A 25985-nucleotide genomic window follows, 5' to 3' on the forward strand; every position below is an offset into this window, starting at 1 on the left:
ATCTCAACTCTCAACTCTAAAATCCTAAATAACTCCCATTTTCTGCATCAAGAAAGTCGCGCTTTTATTTTTGCAGATTCCGTTTCTTAGTTTATAATCGAAATGTAAATCGTTATTTTTAATTTCAACTTCAAAGCACTGATTCGTTAAAATATCTGGATATTCGTTTGTTGTTAAACAAACTTCGATGTCGTGAGTTGCGATAGCACCAATTGCATTTTTAGCGATTATCTTTTTTACTACTTCGATAGTTCCGTTGCGTTTGTCATCAGAATTGGTTCCTCTTAAAATTTCATCTAATAAAACAAAAGCTGGTCGATCTTCTAATGCGTCCATAATTTGTTTTAAACGTTTAATTTCTGCAAAAAAGTAAGATTCACTGTCTGCCAAAGAATCGGACAATCGCATTGAAACTAAAACAGGAAGTGGATGAATGTTAGCGTTTGAAGCACAAACAACTGAACCTATTCCGCCTAAAACCATATTTATTCCCAAACTTCTCAAAAAAGTACTTTTTCCAGACATATTAGAACCTGTTAAAATCATAAATGATTCCGGATAAAAATGCGTATCATTCCCTACTCTAGTTGCCGGATTTAATAATGGATGACTCAAATTTTCAAATCCAATTTTATGTTCAGAATTGATTTCCGGAAAAACAAAATCTGGATTATTGTAGGCTAAATTTGCCAAACTATTTAAAGCTTCAAATTCACCAATGATAGCAATCCATTTTTCTAGTTGTTCAGAATGACTTTCTTTCCATTTTAAAAGTGCTTTCAAAACATGCAGATTATATAAAAAGGTTCCGTTAAAAACAATGGCTGTAACAAAATTATTAATCGTATCCATTCTCGAAAATAATTCTGAAAGCTGTTTTAAATGTTCACTTGCTTTTGCATTTTTAAAAACAAGCTGTTGTTGTAAATCAATTAATTTTTTAGATTGAAAAGTTTCAGATTCGATTTTCTGAACTAGTAAACTGTATTGTTTTATGATTTTGTCAATATTATCAGCTTTTGCTATTTCTGACTGAATGCGTTTAAATGATCGCCCCATAATCATCATGTTTCCAATAAAAATATAAGTCAGATAAGATAATAATATCGTTTTTGAGGTAATAAAATAAGCAATTAAAACTCCAAAAAATAAAGCGGGAACTATAAATGAAAGTGCAATTAACACTTTAGGTAAAGTATTATTTTTAAATGAATTCCAATTAATTAACGAATCATAAGCGCTTTTACTGTCATGACTGACAGTTGCCAATGCCAAGAATTCTTGACGCCAATCGATCTTAGTTTGAAGTTCATTTATTGCTTTTTGATTTTCTAAAATTACTTTATTTGAAAAAAGATTCAATAATTGATTTGCGAGTGTTTTTTTTCCTACATAAGTGGCAGTCCGATTTAAATTTTGGAATAAAGAATGTTCTCCAAAAATATCTAAATCGTAAGCGTATGGATGATGAAAATCGTTGAATTCAATTCCGTTTTCAAAAGGAATTTTTTCTCTATTTAAATACGCGATTTCATTTTTATTAATTTTTAAAGTTGCAGCCGTAATTTCCTTTTGAAAGGATAATTTAGAATGAATTCGCATCAAAAAAATAAAACCAACAAAAGATAAAAAAGCAAAAGCTGCGTAAAGCATATCATTAGTCTTGATGTAATAAAACAACATAAAAAGACAAATAAAAACACTTAATAAGCGCAATATACTTATACTGTTGTATCTTTTATTGATTGTATTAAAAAGTTCAGAATAATGCTCGACTTTATTTTGATATGAATCCATTTTATTAATTTGATGAACTACAAATATAGGTTTTGCATTATAATTTCGATATTAAAATCTTCAAATTTAGCTTTCGTGCATTATTAAAACTGGCACTGAAACTTCTTTAGTGATTTTTTGACTAAAGCTGGATTCGAAAATACTTTCAAAGAATGATTTTTTGTGTGTAATCGTGGTTAAAATATCGATATCCTTATAAAGAATAAAATCTAGAATAGTTTCTTTGACTTCGTCACTTGGCAAGACTAAAAACTCAACATTTTCATTTGCAAATTCATGTTCCCATTCTTTAATCGTAACATCTGAAACATCTGAATTTGAAGTTCTAACATATAAACTTTTTACTTTAGCATTCGTTTTTTTGGCAATTTCAAGTACTTTTCGAAGTTCTTGTTTATCTTTTTCACGATAACGGGTAGTAAATCCTATAAGTTTTATTTTTTTGAATTTTGCTGTAACCGGAATACACAAAACAGGAACTTTAACACCCGAAATTACCGAATTTGTATTTGATCCGATAAAGAATTTGGTCCAGTCAGAAACACCTGTGGTTCCCATAATTACAAAATCTACTTTATCTTCTTCAATAGCATTTTTCAAATTATAAATTAAATCGCCATCCATCAATCGATGCTTAATTACAATATCTTCCAATTTTCGTTCAATTGCAATAGTTCTCAATTTCGGAATTTCATCTTTAAACATCTCAAACTTTGCCAGTTCTATCGAGCTGTAAATCGACGCATAGTTTTCTGGAAAAAACTGACTGTCGTAAACTGGAATTTCAAAAGTATGCAGTAAAATAAGTTCAGCGTTGACAATTTTAGCAAACTCTAAAGCATGTACAAATGCATTTGTTGCTGCTTCAGAAAAATCTGTTGGAAATAATATCTTTTTCATTTTGTTTAGTATTTTAAGGTATCTTCTCTCAAATTTAGGCATTCTAAAAACAAAACAACCTGATAATTATCAGTAATTTAACACTTAACAATTTATTAAAATTTGAATCATTTGAATTGATAAATTCCATTTTCAGCTTTACTTCAATCTCAAAACTTTATGGCTTTTTTTATACCTTTGTAATATGATAAATCAAGATTCTATAGTTGCATTAGCTACTCCATCAGGAGCTGGAGCTATTGCTATCATTCGTATTTCGGGTTCTGATGCAATTTCGATCGGAAACTCAGTTTTTAAATCCATCAAAAACAAAGATCTAACGCAGCAAAAAACACACACTCTGCATTTAGGACATATTGTAGATGGTTCAAAAACACTTGATGAAGTATTAGTTTCTGTTTTTAAAGGACCAAACTCGTATACGGGCGAAAATACAATCGAAATTTCATGCCACGGCTCTACTTATATTCAACAGCAAATTATTCAGTTATTATTGAGAAAAGGCTGCAGAATGGCAGATGCAGGAGAATTTACCTTAAGAGCATTCTTAAACGGAAAACTTGATTTATCACAGGCAGAAGCGGTTGCCGATCTAATTTCATCAGACAATGAAGCTTCGCACCAAATTGCAATGCAGCAAATGCGAGGCGGTTTTAGTAACGAAATTGCCAAACTTCGTGAAGAACTTTTGAATTTTGCTTCTCTAATTGAATTGGAATTAGATTTTGCTGAAGAAGATGTAGAATTTGCAGACCGAACTCAGTTTCATGAATTATTAAACCGAATTGAATTTGTTTTAAAACGTTTAATTGACTCATTTGCAGTTGGAAATGTAATTAAAAACGGAATTCCCGTTGCCATTGTAGGCGAACCAAATGTCGGAAAATCAACTTTGCTGAATGCTTTATTGAATGAAGAAAGAGCGATTGTTTCTGACATTGCCGGAACAACGCGCGATACAATTGAAGATGAACTTGTAATTGGTGGCATTGGCTTTAGATTTATTGATACTGCTGGAATTCGTGAAACAAAAGATGTTGTAGAAAGCATTGGAATCAAAAAAACATTTGAAAAAATAGATCAGGCACAAGTCGTTATCTTTTTGTTTGATGGTTTCAAGTTTCAAACTTCAGGTTCTGAATATATTGTAGAAATTGAAAAGGTTAAAAATAAATATCCGTTAAAACCTATATTAGTCGTAATAAACAAAGTCGATTTATTAAGCGAAATCGAAATTGAAAAAATCAACGAGAAGCTTCAAACTTTAGATTTAACACTTTTAAAAATTTCTGCCAAAGCAAATATTGGAATTGAAGAATTGAAAGATAAATTACTTTCATTTGTAAATACTGGAGCTTTACGCAATAACGAAACAATTGTAACTAATACAAGACATTATGATTCTTTATTGAAAGCATTAGATGAAATTCAGAAAGTAAAATTTGGTCTTGAAACGAATCTTTCAAGTGATTTGATTGCACTTGATATTCGCGAAGCTTTATATCAATTTGGACTCATTACTGGGCAAGTTTCTAATGATGAATTGCTGGGGAATATTTTTGCTAATTTTTGTATTGGGAAATAAAGCTAACAAAAGATAGCAAAATAAACAAGAAACGATTTTATATCACTTCGATTCAAATACAAGGATCTGCTATTTCTGTAGGGTCAGTTTACTAATCCATTTTCTTAACAATTATTTTTGATTTTAAAAGATAGTAAAAGCATACCATTTTATAAATTTACAGATATAACATAAAAAACTGAAAAATGAGTTTAATAGAAGATCTGAAGTGGCGCTATGCTACTAAAAAAATGAATGGAAATGTAGTTCCTCAAGAAAAATTAGACTACATATTAGAAGCAACAAGACTAACAGCGTCTTCTTCTGGATTGCAGCCATACGAAATATTTGTAATCACAAATCCTGAACTTTTGGAAAAGATTAAAGTTTTGGCATGGAACCAAAGCCAAATCACAGACTGCTCTCACCTCTTGGTTTTCGCTGCCTGGGATGGTTATTCTCTGGAGAGAATCGAAAAAGTTTTTGCAAGAACACTTGCCGAAAGAGGGCTTCCTGCAAATACAATGGATGATTATAAAAAAACGCTTTGGGGTATGTATGAGCCTCTTCCGCAGGAATGGCATGCTAATCATGCAGCACGTCAGGCATATATTGCGTTAGGAACTGCATTAGCAGCCGCTGCAGAGCAAAAAGTAGATGCAACACCAATGGAAGGTTTTACTCCAGCGGAATTAGATAAGCTTTTAGAATTAAAAGAGAAAGGATTGAAAAGTGCTGTTTTATTACCTCTTGGCTATAGAGATGAGGCAAATGACTGGCTTGTAAATATGAAAAAAGTTAGAACGCCTAAAGAAACTTTTATCACAGAAATTAAGTAACAGACTTAATATACTCTAGTTACAATGGAAATTCTGAGCGGAATATAAAATTTCAGCTCAGAATTTTTATTATGGAATAAAATGGAATGAAGTAGTATTTGAATATAACGATCTGAAACAATTGTCATAGTTAAAACAATTCTACAGCCACTAAATTGCTGTTACTATTATCTGGAAATTATTACTTTTGCATAAAATTATTGGAGATGTTCTGTCCAATGTTTAAAAATATTAAAACGAGATTGAAATTTCTGCCTCAATAAGCAATGACTGTACAACATTTAATTGGTGATTATTCTATTTCGGGAAGTAATCAAGATGAGAGCGACCAAATAACTTACAAAGGTATTTTAAGTTTATCTCTTGATGAAAATAATCGAATTATTGCGCAATGGTTAATCAATAATACTCAACAACAAAAGGGTTACGGTTTCTTTAAAGACAATATTTTAGTCATTAATTTTAGTTATAAAGGAGATGAAAATAAAACCTATAAAGGAGTTGCAGTTTATAAATGCATAACTAAAGATGTACTAGAAGGTTTTTGGTCTGAAAAACACGGAAATCCGCTTTTTTTAGGAACGGAGCGCTGTTTAAGAATTAAAAGTAAAAATCTAAACTAATTATAAAAATCTAAAAATGCGTTGAAAAATAAATCACCTCTTTTTTTATTGAAAATAATTACTAGTAAATTTTGTTTTAAGAACGTGGTTTAGCTAAGTTTCTGTCGTACATAATTATAGTTCCTGCCACAGCTACATTTAAACTTTTTGCAGATTTGAATTTTACTAAGTGGTGGCATTTATCCATTACTTTTTTGGATAAGCCATGATCTTCTGCACCTAATAAATAAACACAACGTCTTGGATGTTCAAAGGTTTCTAAATCAGAAGCTTTTTCATCTAATTCAACCCCAACCAATCGTGCTCCTTTCGGTAAGTTTTCAAAAAAAGCTTCAAAAGTATCATAATGAAAATAAGGAATTGCTTTTACAGCATCGTGAGTATCACAGGCTTGTTTGGCATATCGATTACCTATGGTAAATATAAAAGTAGCACCTAAGTTTTGAGCCGATCGCCACAATACGCCCAAATTTTCAGGAGTTTTGCCATTTTGTATTCCTATCCCGAAATATTCATTTATAAAATTATCATTCATAAGGGCAAAAATACAAACTGTAAGCACATAAGTCAATTTTTATTGAGCTGAAACGGAGTAAATTCATTGCCTATTCTATATTGCTTTTTGAATTTATACTATTTTATAAGATAGAAATTCAAAAAAATTCAAACTACCATAACTGTTTTAATGCGTCCTTAAGCTTCAATTCCTCGTTAATATAGTCTTCTTTTAATGAGTCAATTTTAGGCTGTAAGGCGGGATCATAACTTTCGATATTAGAAGCAAATTTCTTAATATATCGTAGTTTTTTTTTCATTTTCTCAAGATGCTCTTCCGCTTCATTGATATGTGTATTAATGTACTCTCGTTCATCCTGTGGATGGGATTCTAATTCTTCTCTCTGTTGATGAATAATAAGTTCTGCTGCATTCATAATACTATCTGATTCCCTATTCAATGAGAACCATTTTTTAAGCATCTCATTATTGACTCCAGAGATTTCAACTGAATCTGTCTGAATACCATTTTCATCTGAACCTGTCCAATCCTTTTTTTGACAGCAATAAAACAGTACCACAATTACAGCCAATACATAGAACTTTGTTTTCATATAATTACTTTATTTAATTCTTCCTGCGGTTATTATTTAAGCTGATTGCAGAACGTATCTGCTTTTAAAAAAGAAAATTGCTGATGTCACTATTTCCTGTTTCGCAGCCATTGATCTAATGGTTCTAGAACAGTATTTACAATGGTAACTAAAAGTGTACACAATAAAGCCTCTATAAAATAACCTGACGCAGTAATACAGCCAATAGCTGCACTGCACCATATTGTAGCTGCAGAGTTAAGTCCATGTACATTTGGTCCTTCTCTAAAAATAACTCCCGCTCCTAGAAAACCAACACCCATAACAACTTGAGCAGTAATTCTGGTGACATCAATATTTGTTGCTGTTGCTGAAACCTTTATAGATAATAACACAAAAGCTGCTGCTCCTGTAGCGACAAGCATATTTGTTGTAAGACCCGTTTCTTTGTGATGCCATTGTCGCTCAAAACCAATAATTAATCCTGCGATTAAAGCCACTACCAATCGTAATGAAAATTCTATTATAGTCAAAATTATTTATTTTTTAAGGGTTAAACATTTGCCTTCTAAGTTTATTTACTAATCGAATTTACTGTAAACTCTTTTTTGCTTTTTTTTTGCGAAGTCAATTCTTTATCTTTTTGCTTCTTTAGCGTTATATTTTCTAATACTGGCATATTCTCTGGCAAAGTATTTCCTGTGCCTTCGAGAGCTTTACGAACTTTTAATCCCACAGCATAATGAATACTATTGGCATCAACAATATCATGTATCTGATCACGGTTTAGTTTCTCGGCAGTTTGCGTAACACGAGATAAATTGACTGACAGCTCAGTAATATCCATATGATCCAAAATGTTTTCATCAGGATCAAGATGTCTTGTCTCACGGATTGCTTTTACATCTAGTCCTCCGTAAAGCCCTCTATAACCATGGTTCTGAAAAAATGCATAATCACTCGGGGTTGTAATACCTGCTTTGCGCGCTGCGCCGGCCAGTTGAAGATTTCTTTTAGCCAGTTCCTCGCGAAGAAAATACCTTCTTTCTTTTATAATTTTTAAATTTTTACGCTGCTGTTGTTGCTTTAGTTCCTGCAAACGAGTTTGTGATGCAAAATAGGCCTGCGCCAGTGCAACGGGCTTAAAATTTGGATCTGCATTTTGAATTGCGAGATAACAGCCGTAACGTGATAATTTTACCTCTCCATTATTCCTTTGCAAGTCATCCCCGACTGATTTTATTGGATTGACATCTTTAAAATGTATAAACGTATCTTGACTAGCATTGATACAAGCCGCTTTTGCTTTGTCTAATACTTTCAAAAACAAACTGTATTTAGAATAATCCAGCAATTTTGAAAGCTCTTTAGCACTCCAATATTCATGACCTGCCCTATCTGTTTTTCGGAGTTTTTCAAAAACAGATCTCTTTTTTGCTTGTGATTTCCTTGTTTTCATGCTACAGATTTTTTCAATTATGAAATTGCTAAAATTGATCTCGTCACAAATCAATTATATACAAATTCCTTGTATTTATCTAATATGATGTGACAAATGTCAATTATTATTTAGTTCTGTAAAATGATCTGCATCACATATTATAAAGTCAAAAACTAAAAAAAAAATCATTGCATGATTGCCGTCATTTTCTAATAATTGCGTTTGAATTTATCTTTATTATAAAAATTAGAGCCGTAAAACAAGATTTTAAAAGCAATGAAAATGGAAAAGTATATTTTAAAATTTAATCAAATTGAGATTAATGATGTTAATAAAGTAGGAGGTAAAAATGCTTCTTTGGGAGAAATGTACAACAATCTTATTCCGCAAGGAATTAGGATTCCAAATGGTTTTGCCATTACTACAACTGCTTATAAAGATTTTATTATTTATAATAATCTAAGTGCACAACTAGACGAACTAATGAAAATTTTGGACAAGAAAGAGTTCACGAACTTGAGTGAAATCGGTTTAAAAGCCCGAAAATTATTACTAGATGCAAAGTTTCCGCTGGATTTACAAACTGCTATTTCATCTGCTTACAACAGCTTATCTGAAGGCAATGAACTTGCGGTTGCAGTAAGAAGCAGTGCGACAGCAGAAGATCTTGCTAATGCAAGTTTTGCAGGACAGCATGATTCGTTTTTAAACATAAAAGGAACTATGCCACTTATATATGCGGTTAAATGCTGTTTTGCATCACTTTATACAGATAGAGCCATTAAATACAGACAGGATAAAGGTTTTGATCATGACAAAGTATTTCTTTCGGTAGGAATTCAGCAAATGGTTCGTTCAGATTTGGCTTGTTCAGGAATAGGATTTACGCTTGAACCCGAGTCTGGATTTCGTGATTTGATTCATATTGCGGGTACTTGGGGTTTGGGCGAAACAATTGTTCAGGGAACTGTAACACCCGATGAATTTCTTGTGTTTAAGACTTCTATTAAAAATAATAAAAGAGCCATATTACAAAAAAACCTTGGTACAAAAACTAAGATGCTTATTTACAATGAAAATTCAGCCGGAATAAATTCAACTGTTCTAAAAGTAACGCCACGAAAATGGTGCAATCAATTTGTTCTTGACGATTATGAAATTGAAAAACTGGCCAGATGGGCGCTAGTTATAGAAAATCATTATAAAAAGCCAATGGATTTTGAGTGGGCAAAAGACGGTTTAAATGGTGAGCTTTATATCATTCAGGCCCGACCAGAAACTGTCCATTCACAGATAAAGACCTTATCAATCAATTCTTATAAATTAGAGAAAAAAGGATCAGTCATTATAACGGGAGAAGCTATAGGCAATGCTATAACCAGCGGTTGTGCCAGAATATTGTTTTCTCCCGAAGAAGCTTTAGAATTGCATAAGGGAGATATCCTTATTACCAATTTTACTAGTCCAGACTGGGATCCTATCCTTAAAAAAGTGGCCGGAATTATCACTAATAAAGGAGGAAGAACAAGTCACGCTTCGATAGTCGCTCGTGAACTTGGAACTCCCGCTATAGTAGGAACAGAAAATGCTACGGAGTTAATCAAAGATGGTGATTTAATTACAATAAGCTGTGCCGAAGGAAAAACAGGATATGTATATAAAGATAAATTGAAATACATTCAAACAACCACCGCCCTTGATAAAATTAAACTGCCTGAAAAACCAAAAGTCCAGCTTATTGTTTCTGAGCCGGAAAAAGCTTTTGAGCTTTCTTTTTATCCTAATGATGGTGTGGGATTGCTTCGTATTGAATTTATTATAACTCATAATGTAAAAACACATCCAATGGCACTCATTCATCCCGAAAAAGTTACTGATCCAACTCAAAGCCTAGCAATTAATAAACTCACGGAAAATTATAATACTAAAGAAGATTATCTCATCGAAAAACTATCGCAGGGTGTTGCCACAATAGCTGCAGCTTTTTATCCAAAAGAAGTTATAGTAAGAATGAGCGATTTTAAGAGTAATGAATATTCAGGACTTCTTGGCGGTACGTTTTTTGAACCACAGGAAGAAAATCCAATGTTAGGCTTTCGCGGTGCTTCTCGTTATTATCATGAAAAATATCGTGAGGGATTTAAGCTCGAATGCCAGGCTATGAAAGTAGTTCGTGATGAAATGGGACTCACCAATGTAAAACTCATGATTCCGTTTTGCCGTACTCCTGAAGAAGGAAAAAGAGTTATTGCACTTATGGCAGAATACGGTTTAAAACAGCACGAAAACGGACTAGAAATATATGTCATGTCTGAAATACCATCTAATGTGTTACTTGCAGAAGAATTTGCTCAAATTTTTGATGGTTTTTCTATAGGATCTAATGACCTAACACAACTGACTTTAGGTATAGATAGAGACTCCGAATTAATAGCTGATCTTTTTGATGAGCAAAATAAAGCTTCGAAAACACTAATTCGTCAAATGATACAAACAGCAAATAAAATGAATAAAAAAATTGGTTTGTGTGGACAAGCACCGAGTGACTCAGCAGAATTTACATTTTTTTTGGTAAAAGCAGGAATCACCAGTATCTCATTTAATGCTGATTCTGTGATAAGTGGTATTAATAATATTAACCAAGCATTACATAAATCTTGTCAAGAAAAAGATTGTATTATTTAGCGCTGTAATTATTTTTGAAATAATATCTACTATTATAAACTACTGATTACCAAAATTTTTATAAATATTTATTATTACATTTGGCAATACCAATATCGATTTGTTATATGAAAAATCAGGCACTTCTAAATGCAATTATTGAAAATGCTATAGATGGGATCATAACGATTAGCGAAAAAGGAATTATAGAGTCGATAAACCCCTCGGCATGCAGGCTTTTTTTGTATACTCCCGAAGAAATCATTGGAAAAAACATTGCATTCTTGATGCCTTCTCCTGATAGAGAAAAACATGATTCTTACTTAGAAAATTATAAATCCTCCGGAATTCCGCATATTATAGGTCATGACAGAGATGTTCTTGGACGAAAAAAAGATGGCAATATTTTCCCCTTCAGACTTGGAGTCAGCGAAGTTAAATTTGAAGGAGAAAGAATTTTTGCAGGTTTTATTCATGACATGAGCCATCAAAAGGAAGCAGAAAGCAGATTAATGCAATATACACAGCATTTAGAGGAATTAGTAAAAGATCGTACTCATACTCTAAATGAAACAATTGAGGCATTAACCCAAACACAAGAAGAAGTCAGCAGTACATTAGAAAAAGAAAAGGAGCTTAATAAAATTAAAAGCCGGCTTTTATCTATGGCTTCGCATGAATTTCGCACTCCGCTCAGTACAATTCAACTTTCTTCTTCTTTAATTCACCGTTATGCAGAAAATGGAAATAATTCAAAAATTCAAGCACATATCCTTAAAATAAAAAGTGCAATAGCAAATTTAACCGGAATACTCGATGATTTTCTGCTTCTTGAAAAAGCTGAATCGAATAAAATTACACTGCAGATATCCTGCTTTAATCTTCAGGATTTTATAAAGGAAATTATTGGAGAGCTCAAACTTCTCACTAAAAAAAAGCAGAAAATAATTAGCAAACAGAATACGGATGTTACTTTGGTAAAATTAGATAAAAATCTCCTCAAAAATTGTATTATTAATCTTGTGTCTAACGCTATAAAGTATTCGGGAGAAGAAACGGAAATTGAGCTTTGGACTTCAATGAACAATAATATAATAACGATTAACGTAAAAGACAATGGTATAGGAATTCCTGAGGAAGATCATGAGCATTTATTCGAAGCTTTTTTCAGGGCTCACAATACAGGTAATATTCCAGGAACTGGTCTAGGACTACATATTGTTTCGCGTTATGTATCGCTCATGAAGGGCACTATATCTTTTAAAAGTGCTGTTGATAAAGGAACTTTATTTACTATTGAATTACCACGTTATGACTAAAATACTTATTATTGAAGACAATGACAATATCAGAGAAAATGTTGTTGAGATACTTGAACTCTCAGGATATGAAGTTTTTGAAGCAGATAATGGAAAAACTGGAGTAGAAATAGCGCTTAAAATGAAACCAGATATTGTGCTGTGCGATATTATGATGCCTGAACTTGACGGTTATGGTGTATTACACATTCTTCATAAAAATCCAGAGACACAGGCAACACCTATAATATTTTTAACCGCAAAAGCAGAAAGAGTGGATATAAGAAAAGGCATGGAATTAGGTGTTGATGATTATCTAACTAAACCTTTTGACGACTTAGAACTTTTGAGAGCCATTGAAGCCAGATTAAAAAAAAGAGAACTGCAACAACTGTTTTACGGACAGACTGCTGAAAACCTCAACACTCTTATTTCTAAAGAAGATGGACTTCTTAAACTGAAGGAAATCATGCTGGACCGCAACACCAGACAGTATAAAAAAAATCAATACATTCATTATGAAGGAGATCATGTAACAGGCATTTATTACATCATTAGTGGAAAAGTAAAAACCGTAAAACTTACAGAAGATGGGCGTGAGCTTATTACGGGTGTATATAAAGAAAATGATTACCTCGATATCAGCATTTTATTTTCTAACGATACTTACAATGACACTACAATCGCTTTAGAAGAAACTGTTTTAAGTTTTCTGCCAACCCAACAACTCGACAAACTTCTGTTTCTTTATCCTGATGTAGGTACAAAATTTATTAAAATTCTCGCTAACGATATGAGAGAAAAAGAGGCTCGTCTCCTGCAAATTGCTTATATGTCAGTGCGAAAAAGAATTGCTCAAGGTATCGTTCATTTACTGTTACAGCACGGTGCAGATGATTCCAGTATCAAGTTCAGCAGAGATGACCTTGCGGCATTTTCTGGAACTTCTCCAGAAACAGTGAGCCGTACCTTAAGTGATTTTAAAGCAGAAGGATTAATTGAGAAAACAGCCAGTACCATTCGTGTACTTAATTTAGATAAATTAGGAAAAATAAAAAACTAAGCGAACAATGTGATGATTATCATATTGTTACATGATTTATATCATTCTATTTTGCACTAATCTATCATAATTTTGATTAAACAAATCAACAAATGTTTAATTTAAATTTATTATATCATGACAACATTAATCCCAACTAAAAAAAATGGTTCTTCACCAAGTATTTTTGAAGATTTTTTTAATGATGGTTTTCTTGATGTTCCTCCATTTTTTGCTTTTGCAAATCAAAAAGGGGCTTTCATTCCTAATGTAAATGTAATAGAAAACACAGATAATTTTGAGATTGAAATGGCCGCGCCGGGACTCCAAAACAAGGATTTTAAAGCAGAAGTTAATAATGGCGTATTAAATATCAGTGCACAAAAAGAAGAAGAATTCAAAGAAGAAGATAAAAATTATAGAAAAAGAGAATTTTGCTATACTTCTTTCAGTCGTTCATTTATACTTCCTGAAAATATAGCAGCTGATAAAATTGATGCGAATTATAAAAATGGAGTTTTAAAACTTACGCTTCCTAAAAAGAACAGCAGCCCTAAAACACCTGTAAAACAAATTAAAATTGGATAATAGTAAAATTATAAAATACCTGCAGAAACAATTCTGCAGGTATTTTATAATTTTAAACTGGAAAAGCAACCATGAAAGTAATTAAGCACTCGGGACATATTGTTCCTTTTGATGTAGAAAAATTAAAGATATCTCTTCAAAAATCCGGTGCTTCACCTGACCTAATTCAGGAATCGCTGGCTCAAATACAAAACCAGATTTATGAAGGAATAACAACCAAACAGATATACAAAATGGCTTATGCTATTTTAAAAAAAGCTTCGAATGGTCATGCTGCGCGGTATAATTTGCGCTCTGCCCTGCAAATGCTTGGTCCGGCTGGTTTTTTCTTCGAAAAATTTATAGCACGACTATATGCTGCCGACGGTTTTAAAACCAGAACCAACTTAACGCTGCAGGGAAAATGTGTCTCGCATGAAGTAGATGTAATGCTGAAAAAAGAGAATCTAATTTCGATGATTGAATGTAAATTTCACAGCAGCAGAGAAGGTTCTTCTGATGTAAAAGTTCCTATGTATATTCTATCTCGTTTTAATGACCTTAAGGTGAAACAGCATAGTATTTTTTCGAGCAGCGAAACTATTAATTCCTGTATAATAGTGACCAATAACCGATTTACTAAAGATGCGGAAAGTTTCGCAAACTGCAGTGGAATATCGCTATTAAGCTGGGATTATCCAAAAGATAACAACATCAAAAGTAAAATCGATAAAGGTGCACTCTACCCTATTACCTGTCTCACTACCTTATCAATGGTAGAAAAGGAAAAATTGCTGATTCTGGATCAATTACTCGTAAAAGATCTTATTAACGATTCTCATAGTCTTCATAAAATTGGCCTTAGCGAAAACCGGGTTCGAAATGTATTGAAAGAAGCTTCACAAATTTGTAAACTTATCTGAGATGAAAATAAAATTCATAGGTGGTTCAGGAACTGTAACAGGATCCAAAACTCTGATCGAAAGCAATGGTGTCAGAATATTGGTTGACTGTGGTCTTTTTCAAGGACTTAAAGCTCTAAGAGAACTCAATTGGGAACCCTTGCCAATTTTACCCTCTACTATAGATTATGTTTTATTAACCCACGGTCATCTTGATCACTGCGGCTGGCTGCCAAGATTGGTTGCGCAAGGATTTAAAGGATATATATATTGCACGAGTCCCACCAAAGCAGTGGCTGAGCTTGTTCTTTTAGACAGTGGTAAAATTCAGGAAGAAGAAGCTAATAAAGCCAACAAAGAACATTATTCTAAACATGAAAAAGCAGAACCTCTTTATACGGTAGTTCAGGCAGAAAATGTTCTTCCTTTTTTTAAAGTGATACAACCCAATCTATCAATTGTTGTGGCAAATGATATTGCTGCCGTTTTTTCGAGTGCCGGACATATTATTGGTGCCTGCAGTATTACGCTTACTATTGAGGGGAAAACTTTGATTTTTTCTGGCGATATTGGGCGAGATGATGACGTATTAATGTTTCCGCCAACAAAACCTTCAAGGGCAGATTATATTTTTTTAGAAAGTACTTACGGAAATCGGCTGCATCCTGATCTCGACGTAAAAAAAGAGCTGGAAACCTATATCAATAGTACTATCGAAAAAAACGGAACTGTAATTATTCCTGGTTTTGCTGTCGAGAGAGCGCAATCCATAATGTATCTTTTATGGAAACTTAAAACAGAAGGAAAAATACCTAACGTCCCCTACATCCTTGACACTCCTATGGGCGCCAGCGTACTTGATGTTTTTTTGGAAAATATGCAATGGCATAAGCTTTCTGTTAATGATTGTCATGAAATGTTCAAAATGTTCAGAATCGTTTCTGAATTCGATCAAACCATGCGTATTATTGAAGATCCTCAGCCAAAAGTAATTATCGCAGCAAGCGGTATGGTTACAGGAGGCCGTGTATTATCGTACTTGCAACAATATATAAGTATAGAAAAAACCACAGTAATAATTGTTGGCTATCAAGCAGAAGGTACTCGTGGAAGAAAGCTTCTTGAAGGAGCTGATGAAATTAAAATTTATGGAAAATATTATCCTGTAAAAGCTAAAATTACACAAATTGAAGGGTTCTCTGCGCATGGTGATCAAGAAGATTTGCTAAACTGGCTTTCTGCTCTTAAAAATAATCCAAAGTGCATTTATTTGGTTCATGGAGAAAACCTTCCATCAGAGGAACTTCGAATTAAAATTCAAGATAGATATGGTTTTACATGCACTGTTCCGTTTATGGGAACGGAAATAGAAATTTAGAAATCATTTATTTCTCTTGATCTTTTATTCCCTTAAAACAATAAAAACAGCTACTTATCCTTATGAGATAAAACAAAATTTTAACTGGTAAAAAGTGGTCAGTTCTAAGCTCCCAATAAAGCTGTGATAAAATTTAACTATCCTACACAAACAGATGGAAATATATGCAGTCTCACTTTTAAAGCGTTTAAAACTAAACCCTGATCCTTGCATACAGAAAAAAGCTTTAAAATCTTATTAATATGATTACTCTCTGAAATAATAACTGTTGGGCGAATCACAATATCTGTTATTTCTGAAAATTCATCGGATATAAGTATAGAAGCTCGTGCCGTACTCTTAAAACTTTTAAATATAATGCCTTTGTTTTTTGCTGCTCTAAAAAATGCCGTCATATAAGAACTTTCTATAGATGCAATAAACAAATGCTCAGACGACCATACATCTTCATCTATTTTTTTTAAACACGAATATGGAGCCACTTCAATAGTGTTGTTAAAAATCACCGATGTTAATAGTGCTTTTTTATTTTCTTGCCAATCTAAATTTACCTGATATTCTTCTGCATTTTCCATATAACGTTTTTTTAGGTAGTATCTAAAGTTGTCTGTTCAGGTCATTTATTTTGCTTCTAGCAATAACTAAATTAATTCATTGTCATTTTATAAGAAATGATTTTCATCACACTATAATGCTACCATATTGCAAACAAAAAGTAGTAAAGATCATTTTTATCCATGATTCAGATCATTTTATTTTTTTACGTTTTATTGGAATTTTATCAAAGAAATTAAAAGACTTTTTTTATTCACTTGTAACAAATTATAGCTTATTAAATATGGCTTTAAGGTTAGCATTAATAAAAAAAAATCTCAGTAAAAATTATAATAACTAAAAAATAGACGTAATGGAAAATCAAAAACTATTTGTAGCAAATTATAAAACAATGGACCAAGCTGAAGATGCTGTCAAAAAACTAAAAAAAAGTGGTTACGATATTACAAATTTGACTATAGTAGGAACAGATTGCTATATAGAACAAAGCATTGTAGGATATTTTAACATTTACGACAAAATGGAAAAATGGAGCACGGTTGGGTTATTTGCTATCGGCTTATGTGGACTTATATTTGGATTTTCATTTATTTTTAATTTCGCTGTAAACCTTCCTTATTTTAAAATTCCAATTATATATGCATGTATCGCTATACTTTTAGGAGCTATGCTGCCTTTAATTGGTATGGCACTTTCAAAAGAAAAAAACATAAAATATAAAACAGAAGTAAAGGCAAGAAAATTCATGCTCTTTGCTCAAGATAATGTTGCGAAAATTGAAGTAATAAGAAACATATTGCAGATTCATATTCCAAAAGAAAACTCAATAGCAGAAAAAGAAAACCAGATGATTTTAGAAAATTAAAACTTTGCATCTCGGAAGGAATTGAAAAAATTAAAACTCAGAAACCTTATTAATTAACTACACAATACAAACAAAATGAAAACAAATGAAGAATTACAAAGAGACGTGCAAAATGCTATCAAATGGGAACCACAGTTGCATGCCGCAGAAATTGGAGTAACTGCTAAGGATGGAATTGTAACCCTTATGGGAACTGTAGATGCATATTATAAAAAAACTGAAGCTGAAAATGCTGCCAAAAATGTTGACGGCGTAAAAGCAGTTGTTGAAGAAATTGAAGTAAAATATTCTAACAGCGGTAGGACTGATGAAGATATTGCAAGTGATATTTTAAAAGCTTTAATTGATAGCTGGAATGTTCCTCAGGAAAAAATCCAGGTGAAAGTTGAGAAAGGCTGGGTTACACTTGAAGGCCAGGTTACTTGGAATTATCAAAAAGAAGCTGCAAGTAAATCTATTGAGCATCTTAACGGAGTTAAAAGTGTAACGAACCGCATCAAGATTAAGGCTGAAGTACAAAATGAGATTGAGAAAAAAAATATTAAACGAGCTTTGGCCAGTAATTGGACCTTACATTCTGAAAACATCCTTGTTAAAGTAGACGGGACAAAAGTTACTCTGACAGGAGGTGTTTCTTCATTACATCAGAAAGAATTAGCCGAAAAAATAGTATGGAAAACTCCTGGTATCTGGGCTGTAGACAATCAGCTTGTGGTAGAATATAAATATACTCCTGTACTGTAAATTTAGAAAAGGGAGATTTGATCTCCCTTTTTTACTGAGAAAAGGAGAAATCCTTTCAAAAAACCTCGTAATTCCTAAATTCTAATTTAAGCAAAATTTTAATTTAAAAAATCAAATATTATGGAACCAAGCTGGATCATATTAACTTTTACCGGTATTATAGTATTAATCATGATGATTTATATTTTCAGACAAAACAAAAAAGACAGAAAGGCTTACGAGGATGATTTAAACAAGCCTTCAAATTTTTATGAGGATCAATCTGAAGTAAATGATGTGCAATAATAATTATAATGTAAATGGTAGTCTAGACAAGTAAATTTATTAATAACATACATAAAATGAAAACTTTGACATTTTACATCGCATTCCTATTTGCATCAACATTACTCTTTTTGAATCGTTACTCAGATTTGTATATTAATAATTCAATAACACATTTTATATTACTCATAATAGCGTCAATTACATTGATTCTAATTTTAGGACAGGTATTTGGAAAATTAAAAACTGTAAAATCAAGATTGCTTACAGTATTAATTGTTGTATTTGTATGTTTTATACAGTCCTTTTTGACTTGGGGAGGTGACTGGAAAACACAAACAATTCTTTATCGAAACCTAACGAATGACAATAATACAATAGAATTCCAAATGAGGGGCGACCGTTTTTCTTTTGGATACAAAAAGCGAGTTATAAACAGATTAAAATTATTTCCAGGATTCGATTGGACTACGGATATAGATACCAATAAAATTAATCACAAACAATGGAAAAAATTAAATCTGTATGTAAATGAAATGAAGTTTGCTTCCAATTAGGAACATTAAATTATTAGAAAATATGAAAAAAATACTTGTTACAACTGACTTATCTTACAACTCCAAACCAGCTGTACGCTTTGCAATACAACTTGCTTCACAGGCAGAATATGAACTTACATTTCTGTTTGTAAACACTTCAATTATTATTGATCCTTTTTCAGCTGTTACTTTCGTGGGTCTTCCAGAATCTGATACAAAAATACAAGAACAAAGTTTGATAAAATTTATACATACTTTGTACAGAAAAGCACGTAAACAACCTGGAAAAGTAAATTATATAGCTGAAAATAAGCTTGACGTAAATGAGGCTATTCTAGACTGTGCAAAAAGAATAAAGGCAAATTACATCTGCATGAGTACAAGAGGTGGTGGTCTCGCCAATAAGTTATTAGGCAGTCATACCAACAAAATTTTACATGATTCCACCGTTCCTGTTCTGGTTGTCCCAAAATATTACAGGATGAAAAAACTGAATTCTGTTTTATACCCATCTGATATTGAAAATATAAGTACAGAACTCCCAGTGATTAAAAAGTTTGCCGCTGCGTTTGATGCACCTGTAACAGTATATCATTACGATTATTTTACAGATGAGGATGAGATTAATAAAAAAACAAACAAAATAGAAAATAAATTTAAGTCTGAGAAAGTATCTTTTCAATTTAAGAAATTAAATCCAGACGTATCTCTATTGCGTCACTTGCAATTAGACATCATAAAAACCAAACCATCTATAATTGCCATGTTTGCTAAAGAAAACCGAACCTGGTTCGAACAGCTTTTTCAGTCTCTTAAGACCTCCGAAAAAGGCTTTGACACTAAAACACCAATGATGGTATTTAGAAAATAACAATTGACCGGTAATCGCTTTGACTACCGGTCAATTTGTTTAAATTATCGATTTTTTCTTCCAAACTATTGTATTTATTTTTCTATCTTTTCACTAGAAATAATTCTTATAAAAGTTTTTTTAATAGTTAAATACTAAGGAATGTTAAATTCCTGAAATTCGCATAAGGCGGCTTCAAGTTTAAGCTTTTCTTTTAAATAATCAAGCTTTAGTGAATCTAATTTGTTTACAACTGATGAATCAAAACTTTCAGTACGAGTTTCATACTCTTTAATGTAATTTACTCTCTTCTTTAATTCCTCAAGGTGATATAGGGCTTCATGAAGTCTCTTTTCCTTTTTACTATCTTTAGATTGCAAGACCATATCCTGCTCTTGTTGCTTAATAATTAATTCAGCTGATGTAATTATACTATCCGATTCTTTATTAAACGAGAACCACTTTTTAAGAGTTTGCTGCTCTATATTTTTGCTTGTCATTACTGAATCTGAATCAACACTGTCTTCAACCAAAGAAGCTTTATCCTGACAGGAATAATATAACAATACTGTTATAAGACCCAAAATACTAAATTTCGTTTTCATATAATTTGATTTTAATCGTGCTGTTTTTTTAGATTTAAGGATCAAATACACGTAATCAATTAAAAGATCTTTTTTAATAATAACAGAAGTTTAGAAGGCATTTATTTGATTTGTGCACTATTCATTCCATTAACTTTTCAAGCTTCAACAGCGTAAAAAATCTGCATGTTAAACCTGAAATTTGGGTTTTAAATCATAATTTTTAATACTGTGTTCCATTATAAAAAGTCTTGCTTCTTCAATATCATCTGTTATCATAAATAATTTTGAATCTGAGTCATTTATAGTACCCTGCTCTCTCATATTATTAAGGTGTTCAATCAGTGCTTTATGATACGAAGTATTAAAGATGATAATAGGAAAGTTTTTAATTTTTCCGGTCTGTACAAGGGTAAGTGCTTCAAAATATTCATCTAGAGTTCCAAAACCACCTGGCATTACAACAAATGCAAAAGAATATTTTACCAAAAGTATTTTTCGAATAAAAAAATGTTTTGCCACAACCCATTTGTCGAGATATGAATTAGGCATCTGATAAACGGGAAGTTTAATATTGCATCCTACCGACCGACCTCCGACTTCTTTTGCTCCACGGTTTGCAGCTTCCATAAGTCCCGGACCACCGCCCGTCATTATTGTAAAGCCGAGCTTGGCATATTCACCAGCTGCTTTTCTGGTAAAATCATAGTAAGGATGATCTTCTTTAAAACGGGCAGATCCAAAAAAAGTAATGCAAGGGCCAATATTGTAAAGTTTTCTAAAACATCTTATAAGTTCCCATAAAGTAGCTATTATGAATTTAAGCTCGGTAAATCTCGATTGCGGACCTTCTAGAAATTGAATTTCTGACTTATCACCTTGGGATTTACGCTTTATCATAATTTATACTATTTGATCCTTTAACATAGATAAGGCTGTTCCAGATTTACTTTTAAATGATTTACGACTTTAATTATTCCAGGAGTCTTATAAGCAATTCGTTCAGCTTCTTCTTTCTGAAAAATAGAGCCAACAGTTCCAGATAGTTGAACTGTTGCACCTGCAACCTGAATATTAATTTCATCCAGATCAAAAGCCCAATGTCGTTGCAGTGCCTTTTCAAGCATTTCTTTTTCTACCTGATCGTACAGTTCTCTTTTAAGTTTTATATTATTTGTTACTCCCCTTACTCCTTTTTGATTTTCTGCTGTCTCTCGTGCAATATCTCTCTGAAAATTCCAAGGCAATATTCCCTCAAGTGTGACCCATCCTTTTTCTACGGTTAAGGTTACGGTATCTTTAGGAACAATATGATGCTCTCTAAAATTGTTAACAAGCTGTTCTGCAATTTGTTGATCTGTTACCATTGATGCTTTTTCAATAATTACCTGAATTTGATCTACAATTGCTGCAACACCTTTAATTTTCTTTGTAGCATGCAGGGCTTCTGTTTTTTTTATAAGAGAATTTACATTCCCCGTAAGCGTAACTATTGCATCTTTTACAATAACACCAATTTCTGCGGCGTGCAGCAAAGGTTCAAATTTAATAGCTTCCTGAACTTCTCTCTGTAAAACTTCATTACTTTTCATAGCTTATAGTTCTTTAAATATTAATCAAATTCGACCAGAAGTTCATTATCTACGTACCATACTCCCGGTGTATTCCATGCAATTCGTTCTGCCTCCTCTTTTTGAAAAAGAGAATCAACAATACCACTTAGATATATTGTTTTACCTTCAACTCTAACCTTAATATTATCAACATCCAGAATCCAGCTGCGATGAAGAGCTTTCTCAACGATTTCTTGGTTTAGTTCATTTTTTAACTCAGCTTCTATCTTTATCTTATCAATTACCCCTCTTACACCCGGCAGGTGACGAATAGCATTATCTGCAGCCTTTCTTTGAAAATTCCAGTGTAAAATTCCTTCAAGTGTTACCCATCCGTTCTCTACAGTTACATGTATTCTATGATCAGGAACAGCCCAATTTTCTTTTAGTGCCTTAATTACAGAACTGGCTATGTCTGTATCACTTTTAATAGCCGAAAAAAATAAATCAACTTTTACGTCGTCTACTACTGCTTTTACTCCGGCAATATTTTTGACTGCTTGTTCAGCCTCTCTTTTTTGAATATAGTTATCTACCGTTCCTTCCAAAGTCACAATACCATCCTGAACACTAACATCAATTTCATTAGAGCTTAAAAGAGGTTCCCATTCTATAGCCTCTATTACTTCTTTACGCAAAATATCATTACTTTTTTTCATGTTGAAAATTTTTAAAATTTCACTTTAATTAATATTTTAAGGCATTTTCAGCCACTTATTATTTAGCAAAATTGTAATAATAGAACAACAGGAAAAATGATCTTTATCAAGCTGAAATGTGATATAAAACATATATTAGGGGTTGAATGCATTATAATTTTAAATAAAAATTAAATCTTATTTTTAAAATGTTTCCAGCTATCTGTTGATTGTATTGAAGCAGTAATAGATGCTCAAAATTGAGAGTTATATCGAAGAATTGTTAAACCAGTATATGCAATTTCTCTAAAGTAACGATTTCTTTAAAGACACTATTTTAGTTATAAAGCATAGAAAAATAAAAAAGACCAAACATTTTTAAACGTTTGATCTTTTAATTGATTTTTATAATATGTCGTTTCCGCATTAAAGAAGCAGCATTAGTGGTTGTCAAATTCTCTGCGGTTATAAAAAGTATCATCATCGCTTTCAGACTCAAGGCGTGACTCACTTTCAGGGTAATAAGACCTTAATGTTTTTCTTTCATAGTTTCTGTCAAAATTATGGTCTCGATTGTATCTGCTTGTTTTTCTAAAGGTGTTGTATCCTATATTGTTAGCCATAACAATTTTAGTATCTTTATTTATGCTGACAGATCCAATTGGTATGATAATATGGCTGTCTCCATCTTTGTATACAAATTCATTTCCATTGTCGTTTGCTATAGCATCATGAACTTCATTTTTGCTATCTTCTATTAAGCCTTTATCCACGTTTACGTCCAGATAAACAACGCGCTGCATATCTTTATTCACCCATAGATTATCAATTTTTCCAATAGTTCTGTTGTCAGCGTCTACTATTTTCCATCCTGTTACATCAGAATAGTTTGAAGCAACTTTATAGCCCGAAAGTTCATCCAGTCTGTATAAATTTCTATCTTTATTTTCCATACCTTTTTTTTTAATATTAAATTGTTTTCCCTCTAAGTTTATAGCAGGAAACCACTGATCGCAGCGTTTATTATTCCTGCCAGTAACTTAATTAATTTGTAGTTCCCGAAGTTGTAGTGTTTTCGATTTCTACCCTTCTTTCACCCTGAGTATCGTTATCTCTCAAAAATATATAGTATACAAGTGCTGAGATTAACAGAACTACTACAATCCATGGCCATACAGCCTTCTTTTTCTCAATTTTAATTTCTGCCATAACTTATTTGTTTTTGTAATAAAATTTTAACTTTACTAAAGGTACAAATGAGGATAGCTTTAAAAAGTATTTAATTTCATTCAGAAGTTATACAATTCCCAGTATATTAATCTAATATGGAAAATCAGCCGCATCAATTTTTATAAAAAATAAAGATCCCGTTACAAAATGTTACGGGATCTTTTTTAGTTTAAATCAATTAATTTCAATGAGAAATTGCTCTTAAATAATTTTATTGAGCATCCCAAGCTGCACTTGCGTAATAAATTGAACTTGTTACGGGTGCTGTCCAGTAATCTTGACTGCCGCCACGGAAAGTATGAAGGCTTACTGCATTAACGTTTCGTTTAGAATCGTTAGTAACCCAGCGAATTGTTTGATTCAATATCTCTGTACCATTTACATAATATTTGACATATCCATTAGTATTGGAGCCAGTATTTAACTTAACAGATATCTGACAATTATATGTTACTCCTTCTTGTATGTAATATTTTTTTCCAAAATCATTGCCAAATTGCCCAGGCTGATCTCGATAATATACATAAGGCTGAAGATAAGCACCGCTTCCTTTGGCTGTATTTGATCCATTTGGGCAATACCACATAAATCTTGCACTGCCTCCATTTCCATCCCATCCTGGGTCGACCCCGGTATTCTGATCACCAATTAAAATACCATAACCACATTTACCACCTCTGCTCCAATAAAATCCAGAATTAAATTTCATTTGGAACCAAACAGTATAAACGCCAGTTGACCATACACCATAAGATGTGCATAAACCGCCTGGACATGATAATGTATTTGTCTGTAATGTGATAGTTCTCGCTCCTGCACCACCGCCTGCAGCGACAGCGGCATCTTTGTTGGCATTCTGCTGTACCTCTTTGCTTGCGCTTTGTGAAACTTCATTTTTGACGGCTTGCGGTACATTCAAATCTTGTTCCTTTTCACAGGAATTAAACACTAATACTGTAATAAACAGTAAACTTAATAATTTCAGGTTTTTTTTCATTTTGAACAAATTAATGGTTAGTAAATAATTAATGGTTAGTAAATGATAGATAGTGATACATTATTTTACGCCTAAACAGAAGACTTTTTCCAATTTTCAAAACAGTTAATAGATAAGTAAATAAAAAGATTGTTTTATTTACCTATGTTTCATGCAGTTATATTTTGTTGTTTATTTTAAATCAGATCTAGATCTGTTTGGCAATTTGTAATGACATTACAAAGTTGAGTAATAACAATTCTAATGGAGAGTAAAAAAGTACGTTTTTAGATACAAAAAAATCCAGTTTAGATATTTTATGTACGTTTTAGATTTAATAATTTAATTTAAAAGAAATGTAAAAGAAAAGCGAATGTTTCCGATTCACTAATTTATGTTCTGGGGCATTATTTAAATATAAATTGATTATTTTTGTTTAATATTTTTAAAATAACATTAAACAAATTAAAATTTAACAATTACCAAATACCTGATAAGCTGGCTGTTCGCATTTACTTGCATGCTACTAATAAGCTTTCATAAAATATAGCAACTTTAATAGTTAAGCTCTTTTAGCACTAACAAAAATATTTATAATGATAAAAAACAAAAAACCTGATAATGTTGTTTTTTCTACCGAACAAGGCTATAATGCAAGCAGGCTGCCGTATGCTACCAATGTAAGTGCGCCTGTAATAAAAGCAGATGATTTAGCAGGATGGAAAAACATAGGAATTAATAAAGTAAACAAAGAATTTCAAAGCAAATTCAATGAACTTAAGATTCAATACCAGAATCTAATCGAAGAATTTCAATGGAATGAATTGGTTTACAATGCCAAGTTTTCTTTTGAACCAATTGTTGGAGAAATATATCATCTTTATAAAGATAATGAAGGTTTTAACTTTCTTTCGCTGATAGGGCCAAACGAATGGAACAAAGAACATATTGGAACTTTTCAGCTTAACAGTGATAAAAAATGGGTTTTACTCGATCTTAAAAATCCCATTTTTTAAATACATCT

At 32.2% G+C, this 25985-nt stretch carries 29 protein-coding genes; 15 read left to right on the plus strand and 14 right to left on the minus strand.

What is annotated here, in order from left to right; all coding sequences use genetic code 11:
• Positions 1 to 24: 24 nt before the first annotated feature.
• Both IRZ83_RS13210 and IRZ83_RS13215 read right to left on the minus strand, forming a co-directional pair.
• Positions 25 to 1797 carry a MutS-related protein gene (locus tag IRZ83_RS13210; RefSeq protein WP_194569391.1) on the minus strand — a complete coding sequence of 591 codons (1773 nt, stop codon included), beginning with the start codon at positions 1795 to 1797 and terminating at the stop codon, positions 25 to 27.
• A 66-nt stretch (positions 1798 to 1863) separates the two neighbouring features.
• The gene (locus IRZ83_RS13215; protein WP_194569392.1) at positions 1864 to 2697 is read right to left on the minus strand and encodes a universal stress protein; all 834 of its coding nucleotides are present in this window, start codon (positions 2695 to 2697) and stop codon (positions 1864 to 1866) included.
• A gap of 184 nt (positions 2698 to 2881) precedes the next feature.
• Between IRZ83_RS13215 and mnmE the strand changes: the two genes are divergently transcribed.
• From mnmE to IRZ83_RS13230, 3 genes are all read left to right on the plus strand, one after another.
• Positions 2882 to 4282 carry a tRNA uridine-5-carboxymethylaminomethyl(34) synthesis GTPase MnmE gene (gene mnmE / locus IRZ83_RS13220; RefSeq protein ID WP_194569395.1) on the plus strand — a complete coding sequence of 467 codons (1401 nt, stop codon included), beginning with the start codon at positions 2882 to 2884 and terminating at the stop codon, positions 4280 to 4282.
• 185 nt (positions 4283 to 4467) lie between these two features.
• Positions 4468 to 5100: a nitroreductase family protein gene (locus IRZ83_RS13225; RefSeq protein ID WP_194569397.1), complete on the plus strand. Its 633-nt coding sequence runs from the start codon at positions 4468 to 4470 to the stop codon at positions 5098 to 5100.
• Between the two features lie 266 nt (positions 5101 to 5366).
• Positions 5367 to 5723, plus strand: coding sequence for a hypothetical protein (locus IRZ83_RS13230; RefSeq protein ID WP_029272416.1), 357 nt, complete (start codon positions 5367 to 5369; stop codon positions 5721 to 5723).
• Between the two features lie 76 nt (positions 5724 to 5799).
• On the opposite strand, the gene IRZ83_RS13235 is transcribed toward IRZ83_RS13230, so the two are convergent.
• From IRZ83_RS13235 to dinD, 4 genes are all read right to left on the minus strand, one after another.
• Complete coding sequence (locus IRZ83_RS13235) at positions 5800 to 6258, minus strand: RNA methyltransferase (RefSeq protein ID WP_194569399.1); 459 nt, start codon at positions 6256 to 6258, stop codon at positions 5800 to 5802.
• 133 nt (positions 6259 to 6391) lie between these two features.
• A complete protein-coding gene (locus IRZ83_RS13240; protein ID WP_194569401.1) occupies positions 6392 to 6832 on the minus strand; it encodes a hypothetical protein in 441 nt (146 codons plus the stop codon).
• Positions 6833 to 6921: 89 nt separating this feature from the next.
• A complete protein-coding gene (locus IRZ83_RS13245; RefSeq protein WP_029272419.1) occupies positions 6922 to 7344 on the minus strand; it encodes an MgtC/SapB family protein in 423 nt (140 codons plus the stop codon).
• A gap of 41 nt (positions 7345 to 7385) precedes the next feature.
• Positions 7386 to 8270: a DNA damage-inducible protein D gene (gene dinD, locus IRZ83_RS13250; RefSeq protein ID WP_194569403.1), complete on the minus strand. Its 885-nt coding sequence runs from the start codon at positions 8268 to 8270 to the stop codon at positions 7386 to 7388.
• Between the two features lie 264 nt (positions 8271 to 8534).
• Here dinD and ppsA point away from each other — a divergent pair, with 264 nt between their 5' ends.
• The 6 genes from ppsA (at position 8535) to IRZ83_RS13280 (ending at position 16103) form a co-directional block, all read left to right on the plus strand.
• Positions 8535 to 10937, plus strand: a complete 2403-nt coding sequence (ppsA, locus tag IRZ83_RS13255; RefSeq protein WP_194569405.1) for a phosphoenolpyruvate synthase — start codon at positions 8535 to 8537, stop codon at positions 10935 to 10937.
• Positions 10938 to 11044: 107 nt separating this feature from the next.
• The gene (locus IRZ83_RS13260; RefSeq protein WP_029272422.1) at positions 11045 to 12235 is read left to right on the plus strand and encodes a PAS domain-containing sensor histidine kinase; all 1191 of its coding nucleotides are present in this window, start codon (positions 11045 to 11047) and stop codon (positions 12233 to 12235) included.
• Positions 12228 to 13277: a response regulator gene (locus IRZ83_RS13265; RefSeq protein ID WP_194569407.1), complete on the plus strand. Its 1050-nt coding sequence runs from the start codon at positions 12228 to 12230 to the stop codon at positions 13275 to 13277. Before IRZ83_RS13260 ends, IRZ83_RS13265 begins: the two co-directional genes overlap by 8 nt.
• A 117-nt stretch (positions 13278 to 13394) precedes the next feature.
• Positions 13395 to 13844: an Hsp20/alpha crystallin family protein gene (locus IRZ83_RS13270; protein ID WP_194569409.1), complete on the plus strand. Its 450-nt coding sequence runs from the start codon at positions 13395 to 13397 to the stop codon at positions 13842 to 13844.
• Positions 13845 to 13915: 71 nt separating this feature from the next.
• Positions 13916 to 14746, plus strand: a complete 831-nt coding sequence (locus tag IRZ83_RS13275) for an ATP cone domain-containing protein (RefSeq protein ID WP_194569410.1) — start codon at positions 13916 to 13918, stop codon at positions 14744 to 14746.
• Between the two features lies 1 nt (position 14747).
• Positions 14748 to 16103 (plus strand): MBL fold metallo-hydrolase RNA specificity domain-containing protein, encoded by a 1356-nt coding sequence (locus IRZ83_RS13280; RefSeq protein WP_194569412.1) that lies wholly within the window; start codon positions 14748 to 14750, stop codon positions 16101 to 16103.
• A 137-nt stretch (positions 16104 to 16240) separates the two neighbouring features.
• On the opposite strand, the gene IRZ83_RS13285 is transcribed toward IRZ83_RS13280, so the two are convergent.
• Positions 16241 to 16678: a hypothetical protein gene (locus IRZ83_RS13285; protein ID WP_194569414.1), complete on the minus strand. Its 438-nt coding sequence runs from the start codon at positions 16676 to 16678 to the stop codon at positions 16241 to 16243.
• A gap of 332 nt (positions 16679 to 17010) precedes the next feature.
• On the opposite strand from IRZ83_RS13285, the gene IRZ83_RS13290 reads away from it, so the two are divergent.
• The 5 genes from IRZ83_RS13290 (at position 17011) to IRZ83_RS13310 (ending at position 19941) form a co-directional block, all read left to right on the plus strand.
• Positions 17011 to 17523 (plus strand): general stress protein, encoded by a 513-nt coding sequence (locus IRZ83_RS13290; protein WP_194569416.1) that lies wholly within the window; start codon positions 17011 to 17013, stop codon positions 17521 to 17523.
• A 75-nt stretch (positions 17524 to 17598) separates the two neighbouring features.
• On the plus strand, positions 17599 to 18267 hold the full coding sequence (locus tag IRZ83_RS13295) for a BON domain-containing protein (RefSeq protein WP_194569417.1): 669 nt from the start codon (positions 17599 to 17601) through the stop codon (positions 18265 to 18267).
• A 120-nt stretch (positions 18268 to 18387) separates the two neighbouring features.
• Positions 18388 to 18552, plus strand: coding sequence for a hypothetical protein (locus IRZ83_RS13300; protein ID WP_157495070.1), 165 nt, complete (start codon positions 18388 to 18390; stop codon positions 18550 to 18552).
• A gap of 56 nt (positions 18553 to 18608) precedes the next feature.
• Entirely contained in the window at positions 18609 to 19088 is a 480-nt protein-coding gene (locus tag IRZ83_RS13305; RefSeq protein WP_194569419.1) for a hypothetical protein, read from the plus strand.
• 22 nt (positions 19089 to 19110) lie between these two features.
• A complete protein-coding gene (locus tag IRZ83_RS13310) occupies positions 19111 to 19941 on the plus strand; it encodes a universal stress protein (protein WP_194569421.1) in 831 nt (276 codons plus the stop codon).
• Between the two features lie 134 nt (positions 19942 to 20075).
• On the opposite strand, the gene IRZ83_RS13315 is transcribed toward IRZ83_RS13310, so the two are convergent.
• The 7 genes from IRZ83_RS13315 to IRZ83_RS13345 form a co-directional block, all read right to left on the minus strand.
• Positions 20076 to 20525 carry a hypothetical protein gene (locus IRZ83_RS13315; protein ID WP_194569423.1) on the minus strand — a complete coding sequence of 150 codons (450 nt, stop codon included), beginning with the start codon at positions 20523 to 20525 and terminating at the stop codon, positions 20076 to 20078.
• A 168-nt stretch (positions 20526 to 20693) separates the two neighbouring features.
• A complete protein-coding gene (locus tag IRZ83_RS13320) occupies positions 20694 to 21404 on the minus strand; it encodes a TIGR00730 family Rossman fold protein (protein ID WP_029272433.1) in 711 nt (236 codons plus the stop codon).
• 20 nt (positions 21405 to 21424) lie between these two features.
• Positions 21425 to 22096 carry a BON domain-containing protein gene (locus IRZ83_RS13325; RefSeq protein WP_194569425.1) on the minus strand — a complete coding sequence of 224 codons (672 nt, stop codon included), beginning with the start codon at positions 22094 to 22096 and terminating at the stop codon, positions 21425 to 21427.
• A 20-nt stretch (positions 22097 to 22116) separates the two neighbouring features.
• Positions 22117 to 22776: a BON domain-containing protein gene (locus IRZ83_RS13330; RefSeq protein WP_194569427.1), complete on the minus strand. Its 660-nt coding sequence runs from the start codon at positions 22774 to 22776 to the stop codon at positions 22117 to 22119.
• A gap of 419 nt (positions 22777 to 23195) precedes the next feature.
• Positions 23196 to 23708 carry a PRC-barrel domain-containing protein gene (locus IRZ83_RS13335; protein WP_029272436.1) on the minus strand — a complete coding sequence of 171 codons (513 nt, stop codon included), beginning with the start codon at positions 23706 to 23708 and terminating at the stop codon, positions 23196 to 23198.
• Between the two features lie 91 nt (positions 23709 to 23799).
• The gene (locus IRZ83_RS13340) at positions 23800 to 23964 is read right to left on the minus strand and encodes a hypothetical protein (protein ID WP_194569429.1); all 165 of its coding nucleotides are present in this window, start codon (positions 23962 to 23964) and stop codon (positions 23800 to 23802) included.
• Between the two features lie 232 nt (positions 23965 to 24196).
• Complete coding sequence (locus IRZ83_RS13345; protein WP_194569431.1) at positions 24197 to 24982, minus strand: polysaccharide lyase; 786 nt, start codon at positions 24980 to 24982, stop codon at positions 24197 to 24199.
• A 578-nt stretch (positions 24983 to 25560) separates the two neighbouring features.
• Between IRZ83_RS13345 and IRZ83_RS13350 the strand changes: the two genes are divergently transcribed.
• The gene (locus IRZ83_RS13350) at positions 25561 to 25977 is read left to right on the plus strand and encodes a DUF2452 domain-containing protein (RefSeq protein ID WP_194569792.1); all 417 of its coding nucleotides are present in this window, start codon (positions 25561 to 25563) and stop codon (positions 25975 to 25977) included.
• The last annotated feature ends 8 nt before the right edge of the window (positions 25978 to 25985 follow it).

It is taken from the genome of Flavobacterium sp. JLP (assembly GCF_015350755.1).
Taxonomy (GTDB): Bacteria; Bacteroidota; Bacteroidia; order Flavobacteriales; family Flavobacteriaceae; genus Flavobacterium.

Coding starts and splice junctions, on each gene's coding strand:
- IRZ83_RS13210 (WP_194569391.1), bottom strand. CDS start 1,797: ATGGATTCATATCAAAATAAAGTCGAGCATTATTCTGAACTTTTTAAT.
- IRZ83_RS13215 (WP_194569392.1), bottom strand. CDS start 2,697: ATGAAAAAGATATTATTTCCAACAGATTTTTCTGAAGCAGCAACAAAT.
- mnmE (WP_194569395.1), top strand. CDS start 2,882: ATGATAAATCAAGATTCTATAGTTGCATTAGCTACTCCATCAGGAGCT.
- IRZ83_RS13225 (WP_194569397.1), top strand. CDS start 4,468: ATGAGTTTAATAGAAGATCTGAAGTGGCGCTATGCTACTAAAAAAATG.
- IRZ83_RS13230 (WP_029272416.1), top strand. CDS start 5,367: ATGACTGTACAACATTTAATTGGTGATTATTCTATTTCGGGAAGTAAT.
- IRZ83_RS13235 (WP_194569399.1), bottom strand. CDS start 6,258: ATGAATGATAATTTTATAAATGAATATTTCGGGATAGGAATACAAAAT.
- IRZ83_RS13240 (WP_194569401.1), bottom strand. CDS start 6,832: ATGAAAACAAAGTTCTATGTATTGGCTGTAATTGTGGTACTGTTTTAT.
- dinD (WP_194569403.1), bottom strand. CDS start 8,270: ATGAAAACAAGGAAATCACAAGCAAAAAAGAGATCTGTTTTTGAAAAA.
- ppsA (WP_194569405.1), top strand. CDS start 8,535: ATGGAAAAGTATATTTTAAAATTTAATCAAATTGAGATTAATGATGTT.
- IRZ83_RS13260 (WP_029272422.1), top strand. CDS start 11,045: ATGAAAAATCAGGCACTTCTAAATGCAATTATTGAAAATGCTATAGAT.
- IRZ83_RS13265 (WP_194569407.1), top strand. CDS start 12,228: ATGACTAAAATACTTATTATTGAAGACAATGACAATATCAGAGAAAAT.
- IRZ83_RS13270 (WP_194569409.1), top strand. CDS start 13,395: ATGACAACATTAATCCCAACTAAAAAAAATGGTTCTTCACCAAGTATT.
- IRZ83_RS13275 (WP_194569410.1), top strand. CDS start 13,916: ATGAAAGTAATTAAGCACTCGGGACATATTGTTCCTTTTGATGTAGAA.
- IRZ83_RS13280 (WP_194569412.1), top strand. CDS start 14,748: ATGAAAATAAAATTCATAGGTGGTTCAGGAACTGTAACAGGATCCAAA.
- IRZ83_RS13285 (WP_194569414.1), bottom strand. CDS start 16,678: ATGGAAAATGCAGAAGAATATCAGGTAAATTTAGATTGGCAAGAAAAT.
- IRZ83_RS13290 (WP_194569416.1), top strand. CDS start 17,011: ATGGAAAATCAAAAACTATTTGTAGCAAATTATAAAACAATGGACCAA.
- IRZ83_RS13295 (WP_194569417.1), top strand. CDS start 17,599: ATGAAAACAAATGAAGAATTACAAAGAGACGTGCAAAATGCTATCAAA.
- IRZ83_RS13300 (WP_157495070.1), top strand. CDS start 18,388: ATGGAACCAAGCTGGATCATATTAACTTTTACCGGTATTATAGTATTA.
- IRZ83_RS13305 (WP_194569419.1), top strand. CDS start 18,609: ATGAAAACTTTGACATTTTACATCGCATTCCTATTTGCATCAACATTA.
- IRZ83_RS13310 (WP_194569421.1), top strand. CDS start 19,111: ATGAAAAAAATACTTGTTACAACTGACTTATCTTACAACTCCAAACCA.
- IRZ83_RS13315 (WP_194569423.1), bottom strand. CDS start 20,525: ATGAAAACGAAATTTAGTATTTTGGGTCTTATAACAGTATTGTTATAT.
- IRZ83_RS13320 (WP_029272433.1), bottom strand. CDS start 21,404: ATGATAAAGCGTAAATCCCAAGGTGATAAGTCAGAAATTCAATTTCTA.
- IRZ83_RS13325 (WP_194569425.1), bottom strand. CDS start 22,096: ATGAAAAGTAATGAAGTTTTACAGAGAGAAGTTCAGGAAGCTATTAAA.
- IRZ83_RS13330 (WP_194569427.1), bottom strand. CDS start 22,776: ATGAAAAAAAGTAATGATATTTTGCGTAAAGAAGTAATAGAGGCTATA.
- IRZ83_RS13335 (WP_029272436.1), bottom strand. CDS start 23,708: ATGGAAAATAAAGATAGAAATTTATACAGACTGGATGAACTTTCGGGC.
- IRZ83_RS13340 (WP_194569429.1), bottom strand. CDS start 23,964: ATGGCAGAAATTAAAATTGAGAAAAAGAAGGCTGTATGGCCATGGATT.
- IRZ83_RS13345 (WP_194569431.1), bottom strand. CDS start 24,982: ATGAAAAAAAACCTGAAATTATTAAGTTTACTGTTTATTACAGTATTA.